Source organism: Acididesulfobacillus acetoxydans (assembly GCF_902729405.1).
GTDB lineage: Bacteria > Bacillota > Desulfitobacteriia > Desulfitobacteriales > Desulfitobacteriaceae > Acididesulfobacillus > Acididesulfobacillus acetoxydans.
The window spans coordinates 3,736,387-3,749,974 of sequence record NZ_LR746496.1 but is presented as its reverse complement, the minus strand read 5'-3'; the positions used below and the strand labels follow the sequence as shown (position 1 = coordinate 3,749,974).

Annotated in this window: 7 protein-coding genes and 1 pseudogene; 7 read left to right on the top strand and 1 reads right to left on the bottom strand. The window is 54.4% G+C overall.

Annotated elements, in window-relative coordinates; all coding sequences use genetic code 11:
- Nucleotides 1-295: 295 nt before the first annotated feature.
- The gene (gene pduL, locus MNU25_RS16730; RefSeq protein WP_240986107.1) at nt 296-1,537 is read left to right on the top strand and encodes a phosphate propanoyltransferase; all 1,242 of its coding nucleotides are present in this window, start codon (nt 296-298) and stop codon (nt 1,535-1,537) included.
- A gap of 192 nt (nt 1,538-1,729) precedes the next feature.
- On the opposite strand, the gene MNU25_RS20160 is transcribed toward pduL, so the two are convergent.
- The gene (locus MNU25_RS20160; RefSeq protein WP_261486240.1) at nt 1,730-1,858 is read right to left on the bottom strand and encodes a hypothetical protein; all 129 of its coding nucleotides are present in this window, start codon (nt 1,856-1,858) and stop codon (nt 1,730-1,732) included.
- Nucleotides 1,859-2,568: 710 nt separating this feature from the next.
- Between MNU25_RS20160 and glgB the strand changes: the two genes are divergently transcribed.
- The 6 genes and pseudogenes from glgB to MNU25_RS20670 form a co-directional block, all read left to right on the top strand.
- Complete coding sequence (gene glgB / locus MNU25_RS16725) at nt 2,569-4,473, top strand: 1,4-alpha-glucan branching protein GlgB (RefSeq protein WP_240986891.1); 1,905 nt, start codon at nt 2,569-2,571, stop codon at nt 4,471-4,473.
- A 1-nt stretch (nt 4,474) separates the two neighbouring features.
- Entirely contained in the window at nt 4,475-6,895 is a 2,421-nt protein-coding gene (locus MNU25_RS16720; protein ID WP_240986106.1) for a glycogen/starch/alpha-glucan phosphorylase, read from the top strand.
- A 39-nt stretch (nt 6,896-6,934) separates the two neighbouring features.
- The gene (locus MNU25_RS16715; RefSeq protein ID WP_240986105.1) at nt 6,935-8,125 is read left to right on the top strand and encodes a glucose-1-phosphate adenylyltransferase; all 1,191 of its coding nucleotides are present in this window, start codon (nt 6,935-6,937) and stop codon (nt 8,123-8,125) included.
- Nucleotides 8,126-8,556: 431 nt separating this feature from the next.
- Nucleotides 8,557-9,705: a glucose-1-phosphate adenylyltransferase subunit GlgD gene (glgD, locus tag MNU25_RS16710; protein WP_240986104.1), complete on the top strand. Its 1,149-nt coding sequence runs from the start codon at nt 8,557-8,559 to the stop codon at nt 9,703-9,705.
- 21 nt (nt 9,706-9,726) lie between these two features.
- A complete protein-coding gene (gene glgA, locus MNU25_RS16705; protein WP_240986103.1) occupies nt 9,727-11,157 on the top strand; it encodes a glycogen synthase GlgA in 1,431 nt (476 codons plus the stop codon).
- 877 nt (nt 11,158-12,034) lie between these two features.
- A pseudogene (locus MNU25_RS20670) lies at nt 12,035-13,573 on the top strand (glycoside hydrolase family 13 protein); the annotation flags it as partial.
- Nucleotides 13,574-13,588: the final 15 nt, after the last annotated feature.

Here is a 13,588-nt window from a genome sequence, read left to right as displayed (position 1 = left end):
AAAGGGTACACAGAAGGGAAGAAACCTAACGGCTGGAAAAGAGGGCCCTTCCATAGGGGTGACCCCAATTCGGTACGGGGAAAGGAAAAACGGCGGGTGCCGGTCGGGCATCTCGCTGTTTTTTTGTGTCAGTGTGTCGTAGGCCGGAGCGGGGGACAGAAAAAAGCCGGCTGCCCCTTTCCGGCCGGGGGCCAGGGATCCGGGTCAGGCCCCTGTGTCCCGTTTGAAACTGAGGTCGCAGCCTGTTATGATAAGGCAGGATGAGCAGTTCATTAGGCAGAAAGAGGTGAGCTGAATGGCAGCTAATTTCGATTCAAGTCTCGATGTTAACAAAGCGGATTTCAAGAGGGATACCCGTTGGCTGGTCAGGGTCGGGGTTTCCCGGGCCCACGTCCATCTGACTCCGGAACATATCGAGGCTCTTTTCGGTCCGGGGCATGGTCTGACCCTGCTCAGGGAGCTCGGGCAGGCCGGAGAATTTGCCGCCAAGGAAACGGTGAATGTGGTCGGGTCAAAGGGTGTTTTGCAGCAGGTTCGCATTATCGGCCCGGCCCGGGCCAAGACGCAGGTGGAATTGGCCCGCACGGACACCTATGTCTTAGGTATCGATGCTCCCCTGCGGCATTCCGGTGATGTGGAAGGGACGCCGGGGGCGGTGCTGATCGGTCCCAAAGGTGTGGTGGTACTGAATCAGGGCTGCATCATTGCCAAGGCGCATATTCATCTTTTGGCCAAAGAGGCGGAGAAGCTGGAGTTGGCGCAGGGAGACGAAGTGGTGGTACTCATCAAAGGAGAGAAAAAAGTCTGCTACTATGATGTCAAAGTCAGGGTGGTGGAGAAGGGGATGACTGAATTTCATATTGACACGGATGAGGCTAACGCGGCTTTTGTCGATACCGGTGATTTGGCCATGATCCGGCACAAGGAATTCGTCATCAAGGACAAGTGGGGAAACACCTTGGACGTCAGCCGCGAGAATGTGAAGTTTATCCAAGGGAAAAAGCCCGATGATCCGTATGTCCAGGAAGCGATCCACCTCTTACATACGGTTTTTGAATACCCCGAGTCCATCGGGCGGGATGTGGAGGAGAAGCTGCTGGCGCCCGAGCGCGTTGAGCCGAATCGCTATTACCTTTTCACGGCGGTCGAAGGCGGGCGGGTCTTTGGCATCGCGAGTTTCTACTGGATGCCGAGGACCAAAATAGCCTACTTTGAGCACCTGGGCATCATTCCGGAATATCAGGATCGCGGGATCGGGAGTTTCCTCTTTAACAAAGTGATTGCCATTTTGGAAAAGAATCACCCTGAGATCGAGGGAGTCCTCTTTGAAGTCCGTTTAAATAAAGAACACTTAGACGACCGCAAACATTTCTTCTTGAACCTGGGGGCCATTCCCGTGGACACCTCTTTTTATCCCTCGGACCAAATTAAGTTGGGTGAAAATATCCTCCTCATGTTCAAACCGGAGACGGCAGAGGCCAGATTGAATACGGCCACTATGGAACTGGCTCTTCAGACCCTAAGCCGGATCCTTTAGCACAGGCCGCCGCCGGCGGCGGGCGTGACCTGACCAATAAGCCCGGCCGCATGGCCCTGGCTGTAGCCGGGGGAGATTTAGTATCTGTCTGGCATCAGTAGGTTTCGCGCCTGGCGCCGCGGTGCGGCAACGGCCGGTTTGCGGTCCCACGAGGTAAGAAGTCTGGAAGGCTTCTTACCTTAAATCATTTTATCAGTACTTCGCATTGAGAGAAACATTTGACTCAGCTGCCTTCGCCGCAAGGCTTGGTCCCAGGCCCGACAGGCCTTCGAGCTGTGAGGCGTCCTTCACACCATCCACCACGACCTTGCGTAAATCCAACTTACTTGAACCCTTCAACCAAGGAGGAAAAGCCTGCGGCGAATACGGTGCCAAGCAAACTTTCTTGGTGGCGCAGCGGCAAAAAGGTTGAGCCCTCTTGACAATAAGTAATAGCAGTTTCATAATTGTAATAAGAATAATTTCAAGACAGAGCCGTAACGACAGGATTCTCAGTCTCAGACTCTGATACAACATTCTCTGACCAAGAGGCTAAGCGCGTTCCCCTGGCTTTAGTCCGGCGCGGCAGCCTTTAGGCGAGAGCCGATCAAAACGCAGTCAATCATAGGTTCTTAGAACCCCTTGACCGTAGCCTGGCTTTAGCCAGGGGGAGATTCGGGATTCCGGTAAAGACAGTGTAAAGATTCTTTTCGCAAAGAGGAGAAACGCTTCAGAGATAGAATACAGAGAATACAACCAGGGGAATACGAGAACATACCCGATAAGAACACACCCGATAAGAACATACCCGATAAGAACACACCCGATAAGAACACACCCGATGAGAACATACCCGGCGAGAATACAGCTATAGAGAATGCAACCATAGAAAGTTCAACCCTAGAAAATTCGACTGTAAGGGAAGGAACTGACGCAGGAGCAGGTGGGCGAAGGGGATACTATCTGGGACAAGGCCCCGAGAAAGCCAAACAAGGAGCGCAAGAGCAGAGACGTCTGTGTATCGTCGCGATAGCGGCGAGATGGAGGTTGCTATGGATAGCCCGCCGTTTTTGAGCCCGGAGGAAATTTACTTATTTAACCGGGGCGAACTCTATAAGAGCTATACCCAGTTCGGTGCGCACCGGATCGAGCAAGACGGGTACGAGGGGACTCACTTCGCGCTCTGGGTTCCGGAGGTGGCGGGAGTTTCCGTGGTGGGGGATTTCAATGCCTGGGATGCCGTCCGGAACCCCCTGAGCCAGACCGGTGAGACGGGCGTCTGGACGACCTTGGTGCCGGGGGACCTGCAGGGGCAAAGATACAAGTATGCGATTCGGAGCCGGTCGGGTGAAGTGTTTCTGAAATCTGATCCTTACGCGTTTTACAGCGAACGGCGGCCTTTGACGGCGTCGCTCGTCTATTCTCTGGAAGGGTATCCCTGGCGGGATGGAAAGTGGCTTAAGGACCGGGAAAAAGGCCGGCAGCAGGACAAACCCCTTTCGATCTACGAAGTCCATCTGGGTTCCTGGCGGCGCAAGAAAGACGGGGATTTTTATTCCTGGGAGGAATTTGCCGGCGAACTCCTGCCTTATGTGCTCGACTTGGGTTACACACACATTGAGCTCATGCCAATTATGGAGCACCCTTATGACGGTTCCTGGGGTTATCAGGTGACGGGGTATTATTCCGTCACCAGCCGCTACGGGGATCCGAAGGGGTTCATGTCTTTCGTCGATCGCTGCCACCAAGCCGGGATCGGGGTCATCCTGGATTGGGTTCCCGGGCATTTCTGCAAAGACGCCCATGGCTTGGGCAGGCTGAACGGGGCAGCGGTTTACGAAAAAGAGGAACACGGTCAATGGGGAACCTACAATTTTAATTTTGCCCAGACCGAGGTCTGGAGCTTTCTCATCTCTAACGCGCTTTTCTGGCTGGAGAATTACCATGTGGACGGCCTGCGGGTGGACGGGGTGAGCAGCATGCTCTATTTGGACTACGGTAAAGAGGGGCAGGTCTGGAAGCGCAATATTCATGGGGGCAGGGAAAATCTTGAGGCTGTCGCTTTTATGCGCAAACTCAATCAGGTTGTTTTTCGCGACCATCCGGGCGTGCTCATGATTGCCGAAGAAGCGACGGATTGGCCGCTCGTATCGGCGCCGACCTATGCCGGGGGCCTGGGCTTTAATTTCAAATGGAACATGGGCTGGATGAATGACATATTAAGATATATGCAACTGGATTTTGACCAACGCCAAAACCAACACACGCTTCTGACCTTTTCCCTCACTTACGCTTTTTCGGAGAACTTCATCCTGGCGCTTTCGCACGACGAGGTGGTGCATGGCAAGAAATCGCTCATCGACAAGATGCCGGGAGATTACGGGCGGAAATTTGCCGGCCTGCGCAATTTGCAAACCTATCTCATCACACACCCGGGCAAGAAACTGATGTTCATGGGCGGGGAGTTTGCCCAGTTTATTGAGTGGCGCTATGCGGGGGAACTGGACTGGTTCCTCTTGGCTTACGACATGCACAGGAAGTACCGGGAGTTTGTCAAGAGCGTGAATGAACTCTACCGTCGGGAAAAAGCGCTCTGGGAAAATGACAGTGACTGGGCGGGCTTCCAGTGGACAGATGCCGATAATCGGGGGCAAAGTATCCTGGTGTTCCGGCGCTCGGCCAGGGATCCCGCCAATTTCCTAGTCGTCGTCAGCAATTTTCGCCCCGTCTCCTACCCGGACTTCCGCATCGGGGTGCCTGAGCGTAAGGTATACTCCGAGATCTTTAATTCTGATCGCGAGGCTTTCGGCGGTCTGAATATTACTAACCCCGCGCCGCTGGTCGCCGAGCGTGTTCCCTGGCAGGGGCAGGCTTACTCTTTAAGAATTAAGCTTCCTCCTTTAGCAACCGTTATATTGAAGCCGCAGTCCGCGTACAAATTGAGACGGGAGGTCTAGCATGTTCGCTGATAAAGAGAGTTTTAAGCAGGCCTACTTGACCAAAATCAGTGAGACGGAAGGAATTATTCTTGAGGAAAGCAGTCCCTGGGATAAATACAAGACTTTGGTGATTTTGCTCAAGGAGAAAATGGGTTCCTACCGGGCCTTGACCCGGAATTGTCCGGCCCGGAGCAAAGAAGTGTACTACTTTTCCATGGAGTTCCTGATCGGTAAACTCTTGCACTATTATTTAGTGAATATGGGGATCGAGGAGATCGTGCGGGAAGGCTTGCAAGATCTAGGGATTAACCTGGACGAGTTGCTGCGCCAGGAAGCGGATCCGGGTCTGGGAAACGGCGGGCTGGGCAGGTTGGCGGCCTGTTTTCTGGATTCGATGGCTTTCTGGGGCATATCCGGACACGGCAATGGCATAAGGTTTAAATATGGGCTGTTTGAACAGAAGATCAGGAACGGTTTCCAGACCGAGGTGGCCGACAACTGGCTGAAAAACGGCTATCCCTGGGAAACTCCCAAGCTCGACAAGAGCGTCGTGGTTAAGTTCAAGGGTAATGTGCGGGTGGAAAACGCAGAAGGTAAATGGATGTTTTATCATGAGGACTTTGAACCGGTGCTGGCGGTGCCCTATGATGTCCCGATCATGAGCTATGACAACTCCGTGAATATCAATAACCTGCGCCTGTGGAGCGCCGAGCCGTTGTCCAATGAGCTGGATTTGGATTCTTTTAACCGCGGCGATTTTGAACAGGCCGTCAGTCTGAAGTCCGAGGTGGAAGCGATATCTTATATTCTGTATCCCGATGACAGCAGCCGTTCCGGCCGGGAACTGAGACTGAAACAGGAGTATTTCTTTGTTGCCGCCGGACTGGGTTCCATCATCAGGAGCTATAAAAAGCGCAACCGCGCTCTGGCGGATTTTCCGCGCTGGGTGGCGGTACATATCAATGATACGCACCCCGTCCTCTGCATTCCCGAGCTTATGCGCATTTTGATTGATGAAGAAGGTCTGGGCTGGGATCAAGCCTGGAATATCACTGTGAACAGCATGTCCTTTACGAACCATACGATCATGCCCGAAGCGATGGAGAAGTGGCCCATTGACCTTTTCCGCGGGCTTCTGCCCCGGATTTATATGATCGTGGAGGAAATCGACCGCCGATTTAAAGAGCGAACGGCTAGGATTTACCCGGGGGACGGGGACCTCGTTCGGCGCACCCAGATTATTAAAGACGGCCAGATCTCGATGGCTAACCTGGCTGTGATCGGCTCTTCTTCTGTGAACGGGGTAGCCGCCCTGCATACGGAGATTTTGAAAAATGAGGTTTTTAAGGATTATTACCGGATATTTGGCTATAAATTCAATAATAAGACCAACGGGGTGAACCACCGGCGGTTTCTTTTGGCGGCAAATTCCGACTTGTCCGGGTTGATCACGGAGGCGATCGGGCCCGGCTGGAAGAAAAATGCCGAGGAACTGCACAAACTGCTCTCCGTGCGGGATGACAGAAGTTTCCTGGAGAAGCTGGCCCGGGTTAAGTATCTTAACAAATGCCGCCTGGCGGAGAGGGTGCGGGAAACCCAGGGAATCGTACTCGATCCGTTATCCCTCTTCGATGTTCAGGTCAAGAGGATTCACGCCTATAAACGGCAGCTGCTCAATCTTTTGAAGATCATGGAGTTATACAACCGGCTGCAGAGGGATCCGGGTGCGGTGGAGGGATCCCACACTTTCATTTTTGCCGGAAAGGCGGCGCCGGGATACCATTATGCCAAGACCGTGATTAAACTCATTAACACTTTGGCGGCCAAAATCAACAAAGATGCCGGCGCCAAGGATAAACTGAAAGTCGTCTTCTTGGAAAATTTCAATGTCACCCTCGGGGAGTTGATCTATCCGGCGGCCGATGTCAGTGAACAGATTTCCACCGCCAGTAAAGAAGCTTCGGGTACGGGAAACATGAAATTCATGCTGAACGGGGCGGTTACGATCGGGACGCTGGACGGGGCCAACGTGGAGATTCAAGAGGCGGTGGGCGACGAGAATATGTTTATTTTTGGGCTCAGAGCCCGGGAAGTTCTGGATTACATACGAAGGGGGGGATATAAGTCTTTAGACCAGTATTATACCAGTCCCGATCTTAAACTCTGTGTTGACCAGCTGGTCAACGGATTTTTTGAAACGGCCGGCGAAGAGTTCCGCGTGATTTTTGATTCGCTCCTGCTTTACAATGATGAGTTTTTTGTCTTGAAGGATTTCGATTCTTACCTGGAGACTTATCAGAGGTTACAGGCCTGTTATGCGGATAAGGAACAGTGGCAGAAGATGTCTCTGGTTAACATTGCCGAAGCGGGTATTTTTTCCAGTGACCGGACAATTCAGGAATATGCGGAGCAGATTTGGAAAATCCCACGAGTCTGCTAAACCGAACAGATGGGGTTGTGAAGAGAAAGGGTAAAGCGGATGTACCAAGAATGTATTGCTATGCTGTTGGCGGGAGGAAGGGGCAGCCGCTTAGGCGCCCTCACCCGCAACATTGCTAAACCTGCGGTTTCATTTTGCGGTAAATACCGCATTATTGATTTTAGTTTGAGTAATTGTGCAAATTCAAACATAAATACTGTGGGGGTCCTCACGCAATATAAACCATTCTTGCTCAACATGTACATCGGACTCGGTGCGGCTTGGGATTTGGACAATCCCCACGGGGGCGTGCACATCCTGCCGCCTTTTGTGGGTGAAAACGAGGGAAACTGGTACAACGGGACGGCTAACGCCGTTTTTCAGAATCTCGATTTTATCGATTTCTATTCTCCGCAATACGTGCTCATAATTTCCGGCGACCATATTTATAAAATGAATTACCTGTCTATGCTGGACTTTCATAAAGAGAAGGGGTCGGACATTACCATCTCGACGATAGAAGTCCCCTGGGACGAAGTCTCCCGTTTCGGCACCGTAAGTGTCAACGGGGAGGGCCGGATTACCAAATTCACCGAGAAAGTGCCCAGGCCGGAGAGTAATCTGGCGTCAATGGGGATCTACATTTTTAACTGGCCGGTGCTGAGACAAGCTCTGCTGGCGGATGCTCACGATCTTCATTCCGACAATGATTTCGGCAAGAACGTGCTTCCCGGGCAGATCGAACTGGGCAAAAGAGTGTTTGCCTATAAGTTTAAGGGGTATTGGCGCGATGTCGGCACGATAGAAAGCTATTACAACGCTAATATGGAGCTAATTAACGGCGAGAGCGGGCTCGATCTTTTCGACCCGGCCCAAAGGATTTTTTCCAATGAAGATATTTTGCCTCCTCAGTACGTGGGACTCTCCGCGCAGATAGAGGACAGTCTGGTCAGCAACGGCTGTGTCGTCTTGGGTCAGGTGCGCCACTCCATTCTTGCGCCTGGCGCTTATGTCGGGGAAGGGGCAGTGGTTTTGGATTCTATCCTGCTGCCGCACGCGCGGGTTCATCGTCAGTCTTTAATCAAGAAGGCGATCGTCGGGGAAGGGGCAAAGATCCGAAGCCATTGTTCCGTCGGGCTGGAAGCACCTTCCGCCGCACACCCGGCGGGAATTACCGTTATTGGGGATCACACCGTTTTGGAAAAGGGGTCGGTGGTCCCGGCAGGGGAAAATTTTTACGCGGCTCGCTAGGGTGGGTGGCTGTTTTGCGCGTATGTTGGCAGGGGTTCCGTCGGAAAAAGGTTTTCAGAGCTTTAAGGCGAGGGGAGTGAAAAGCCTGGTTTCCGGGCAGTCCGGACTGTCCGCCGGGGTCACGGCAGGCCTCGGCCGCGCGGGGTGACGATAGGCAAGGAGCCCGCGCCGAGGGTACGGGGTCTCGCCCCCGGGGTGGTGAGAGGCGGGGGCCCGTGCCGAGGGTGCGGGGTATCGTCTCCCCCGGAGCGGTGAGAGACGGGGGCCCGCGCCGAGGGTGCGGGGTATCGTCTCCCCTGGGGCGGTGAGAGGCGGGAGTTTCGTGCCGGCGGTTAAGTCCTGTGTGGCTGCCTCCTGTTTAGTCGGCAGGAAAAAGAGGTAACGTTGCGGTTATTGTGGCCGCTCTGCGTCATGGAAACCAGGGATGGTGGATGTCGAGTGTTATAGGTCTCCTGTTCGGGAATGACGGTTCGGATATTCTGCAGGGGTTGACTTTTCAACGGTCCATGGCAGCCCTGCCTTTTGCCGGGCGCTATCGCTTGTTAGATTTCGCCCTCTCCAGCATGGTCAATTCCGGCCTGCGAACGATCGGGTTGGTGACTCCCCCCCACAATAGAGCCATGCTCGACCATTTGGGAGCGGGTAAAGATTGGTTTCTCGATCGCAAAGCCGGCGGTTTGTTCATCTTACCCGGAGCAATGCCGGAGTTGCCGGACGGTGGCGGGACGTTCCGGCTGAAAGACCTGCGGCTCAATGTGGAGTATCTGCAAAAAGATTTTGCGGAAAACGTGATTATCAGCGGGTGCAATCATATTTTCAATATGGATTACCGGGAGGCCTTGGCTTTTCAGGAAAAACAGCGGGCGGATATCACTTTGATTGTTAAGAAGGGCCCTGATGTCTTTCAGAGGGGAGAAAGGGATAGCCTTGTGCTGGCGTCCGACGGCGGGGTCATCGCTTTGCGGCAGGAGGCTTCGCAGGGAGAGGACGCGTCGTTGGGGGAGGAGGCTTCGCCGGCGCGACCGAGCGAGGCTTACTTCATCGACATGCTGATCATCCGGCGCCGGCTGCTTCTGGAGATGATTGCGGAGGAGGGGCCGGAAATCCCGGACCTGCTGACGGCGATTGAAGCGGGGCTTGGCAGGCTGAGGGTTTTTGCTTTTCCTTTTACGGGGTACTTCGGTACCATTAATTCCGTCGAGGATTATTTGGCACGGAGTATGGAACTGCTAAACCCGGACGTCCGCAAAGAGGTCCTGACCGGTCAGAACCGGATTCACACCAAAATCGTGGACAATCCTCCCACCAAGCACGGGGCTCGGGCCAAAGTCGCCAACTCCTTGATTTCCAGCGGGTGCACCATCGAAGGGGAGGTGTATAATTCGGTTCTGTCCCGGGGTGTGATCGTTGAACCCGGGGCTGTTGTCAGGAACTGTGTCATTATGCAGAAATCCTCGATTGCTGCCGGGGCCCTTTTGGAGTATGTTATTCTCGATAAGTTTGTCAAGGTTCACGCAGGCAAGGTGCTAAAAGGAAGCCGGAATGCTCCTTTCGTCGCGCTCAAGGGTTCATTGGTCTGAGATGAAGAAAAGAGGGGTAGTATGAAAATCGTATTTGCTATTGCGGAAGCAGACCCTTTTATCAAGACGGGCGGCTTGGGTGAGGTCGGAGGTTCCTTACCTGCGGCCCTGCAGGGACAAGGTGCGGACGTTTGTGTCATCATGCCGAAATACAGTGAAATCCCGGAACATTTTCGCCGCCAGTTCAAGCCGATCACTCATTTTCCCGTACCCGTGGCCTGGCGGCGGCAGTATTGCGGTTTAGAAGAGATGAATTACCGGGGTATTCGTTATTATTTTATCGACAATGAGTATTACTTTAAGCGGACCCATGTCTATGGCGAATATGATGAAGCCGAACGTTACGCTTTTTTCGCTCGGGCGGTTTTGGAAAGTCTCTTGCATCTGCCCGAGTTTAAGCCGGATATTATTCACTGCCACGATTGGCATACGGCACTTATTCCCCTCATGTTAAAGGAGTTTTATAACAAAGAACCGCTGCATTACTCGGTCAAGACCGTGTTTACGATTCACAACCTGAAATATCAGGGGATTTTTCCCCATGAAGTTCTGGATGACGTGCTGGGTCTGGACGAGAAATATTTTAGGGAAGATAGGTTGGAATTCCATGGCGCGGTTAACTTTATGAAAGCAGGCCTCCTCTATGCCGACAGGATTACGACAGTGAGCCCAACCTATGCTCAGGAAATACAGGATCCTTTCTACGGCGAGCGCTTGGACGGAGTTCTGCGGCAAAGGCGGGACGTTTTGGCAGGCATTCTTAACGGGATTGACTACGAGGTTTACAATCCGGAAACGGATAGGTATCTGGCAGTCCCGTTTTCCGCTTCCCCCCGGGCCAAAGAGGAGAATAAGCAGGATCTGCAGCGCTCCCTCGGGTTGCCGCCGCGCCGGGGCTGGCCCCTGCTGGGGATGGTCAGCCGTCTTGTCGACCAAAAGGGACTTGATCTCGTCCTCCGGGTGCTGGAGGAAATCTTGCGGCTGGATGTACAGCTGGTGATCCTGGGGCGGGGGGAGCGCAAGTACGAGGAGGAACTGCAGGCCCAAGCCGGGAGACACCCTGAGAAGTTTGCCCTGCGCCGTGAGTTCAATGATGAATTGGGACACAAAATTTTTGCCGGGAGTGACCTTCTGCTCATGCCGTCGCGTTTTGAACCTTGCGGCATTGCCCAAATGATGGCCATGCGCTACGGAACCCTGCCTGTCGTGCGGGAGACCGGGGGGCTGAAAGACACGGTCAAGCCGTATAATGAATTTACGGGCGACGGTGACGGCTTCAGCTTCGGCAACTACAATGCCCATGAATTCCTGTTCACGGTCGAACGGGCGGTGCGCCTCTATTATGAGAATAAGCCGGCTTGGAACCGCTTGAAAAAACAGGCTTTCAGGCGCGACTTTAGTTGGGACAAGTCTGCCAAGGCTTATGTCGAACTTTACCGGTCACTTTTGTGAGGATCTTCGGTCTCATTTCCGGACTGTCACTGGGAGAGAAAGTATGGAATTTAACGCCTATCATGACTCACATAACTTGTTTTACCGCAATCCCTTCGGAGCGGTGCCCTGCGGCAGCCGAGTGCGGTTCCGCCTGAAAACACGGTCGATGTTCCCGGTGGAAGCCTGTTATTTGCGCCTTTGGCTGGGGGAGAGGGAGAAACTGGTCCCGATGTCCCCCGCGGCGGAAAAGAGTGAAGCGGCGGCTGCCGGGGAATGGGTGACCGAAGCGGAAGAAGCGGCGGCAGAAGCAGCCGGGGCGGAAAGAGGGGAACGGCCGGTACACGTGGAAGAGCCGGCGGCAGAAGCCGAGGAACCGGCAGTGGAAGCCGGGGCTCCCTGGGCTGTGTTTGAGGCGGTGTATGAAGTCCGGGAGGAACCCGGGCTCCTCTGGTATTATTTCCGGGTTCGGGCCGGAGGCCGGGAATTTTATTACGGCAACAATGAGGACAAGCTGGGAGGAGAAGGGGCGCTGTGGGCCGGGGAACCGCCTTCCTACCAACTGACGGTCTACCGCCCGATGCGGATCCCAAAATGGTACACGCGGGGGATCATGTATCAGATTTTTGTCGAACGTTTCCACCGGGCCCAAGCCGGGTCACCGGGTTCCACCAGCGGTACTGGGCAGCGAGCGGACGGGGAGGCAGCGGGAGCAGGGGGGCCGGGGTCGAAAACGGGAGGTCAAGCATCATCGGGAGGGGCGCAGCCGGCAACAGGAGGTCAAATAGTCGAGCGAGCGCAGACAAGAATCGGAGATTCGCCGCAAGAGGCCCCGGACCCGGCGGCAGGGAGGCAGGAATGGGGCCTTGGGTCGCAAGCGGGAAACCGGGCCGGCCGGCCGCGCCAAAATGCCCTTCTGCATCTGGATTGGTACGATACCCCGATTTATGTCAAGGATGATCGAGGTCGGGTGACCCACTGGGACTTTTTTGGCGGAAACCTGGAAGGGCTCATCGCCAAACTTCCCTATCTTCAAGAGCTCGGTGTCAGCATTCTCTACCTCAATCCCATTTTTGAAGCCGCCAGCAATCACAAATACGATACGGCGGATTATCAGCGGATCGACCCGATGTATGGAGACGAAGAGGTGTTTGAGTGCCTGATCCGAGAAGCGAAACAGCGCGGGATATCGCTGGTCTTAGACGGAGTCTTTAGTCACACGGGGAGTGACAGCCTTTATTTCAACCGCGAAGGCACATATCCGGGTTTGGGTGCCTGCCAATCGCCGGCTTCGCCCTACTTCGAGTGGTATCAATTTCGGCCCGATAGCCGTGAATCCGGAGAGCGCAAAGCCGGTGAACTTGAATCCGCCGAACCTAAACCCGGCGGAACCAAACTCGCAGAAGTGAAAACCGGCGAATACGGCGACCTTGCCTATAAGTCCTGGTGGGGTATCGACACCCTTCCCGAAGTGGACGAACTGAAACCTTCTTGGCAAAAGTTTCTCTTCGATCCGGAAGATGGGGTGATCCAAAAGTGGATGAAAAAAGGAGTCGCCGGCTGGCGTTTGGACGTAGCCGACGAGCTCCCGGACGAATTCATCCGCAAACTCAGGGAAACAGTCAAAAGCCTCAATTCCGAGGCCGTTCTCATCGGCGAAGTCTGGGAGGACGCTTCGAACAAATTCAGCTATGGCAAGCTGCGCCGGTATTTTTGGGGTGACGAGCTGGACGCGACGATGAACTATCCTTGGCGGGAGATTTTCCTGAGGTTTTTACTGGGAGAGGAGGATGCGCCTCAGGTTTACCGCCGGGTGATGAGTCTTTACGAAAACTATCCCCGGGAGAACTTCTTCGCTGCCATGAACCTAGTCGGCAGCCACGACCGGGTGCGCATCCTGACTCTTCTGGGGGAAGCCCCGCCCGAGGAGGGACTGGCAGATAGGGAAAAGCGAACTTGGAGGCTCTCGGTTAAGGCGCGTCAGCTGGCGGTGCGCCGCTTGAAATTGTTCACTTTGATCCAGATGACCTTTCCCGGCGTGCCGTGCATTTATTACGGAGATGAGGCCGGCCTGGAAGGGTACAGTGATCCGTATAACCGGGGAACTTATCCTTGGGGACGGGAGGATGCGGAGATTCTGGAGTGGCACAAGCAAGTGGCCCGCCTGCGCCGGGAACATAAGACTTTGCAAGCGGGCGGTTTTCAAGCTTTCAGCTGTGGCCCGGACGTTTTTGGTTTTCGGCGTTTCGGGGTGGCGGAACAAATCATGGTGCTGGTCAACCGCCACACCTCAGAGGCGAGGGAGGCCGTCCTGCCGCCGGCCTTGAGCCCGGATCCCGGGCTCAGCCTGCCGCTTCTGGATTTGCTCAGCGGGGAAAGCCTGCGCCCAGCGGCCAAGCGGGTCGGTATGGGTCCGCTGTCCGCCCGGGTCTTGCTTTGTCTCGCTCCTCAC

Bases quoted from the DNA above. Each gene is read 5' to 3' on its own strand.
- glgB (WP_240986891.1), top strand. From the start codon at position 2,569: ATGGATAGCCCGCCGTTTTTGAGCCCGGAGGAAATTTACTTATTTAAC.
- glgD (WP_240986104.1), top strand. From the start codon at position 8,557: ATGTCGAGTGTTATAGGTCTCCTGTTCGGGAATGACGGTTCGGATATT.
- MNU25_RS16720 (WP_240986106.1), top strand. From the start codon at position 4,475: ATGTTCGCTGATAAAGAGAGTTTTAAGCAGGCCTACTTGACCAAAATC.
- pduL (WP_240986107.1), top strand. From the start codon at position 296: ATGGCAGCTAATTTCGATTCAAGTCTCGATGTTAACAAAGCGGATTTC.
- MNU25_RS16715 (WP_240986105.1), top strand. From the start codon at position 6,935: ATGTACCAAGAATGTATTGCTATGCTGTTGGCGGGAGGAAGGGGCAGC.
- glgA (WP_240986103.1), top strand. From the start codon at position 9,727: ATGAAAATCGTATTTGCTATTGCGGAAGCAGACCCTTTTATCAAGACG.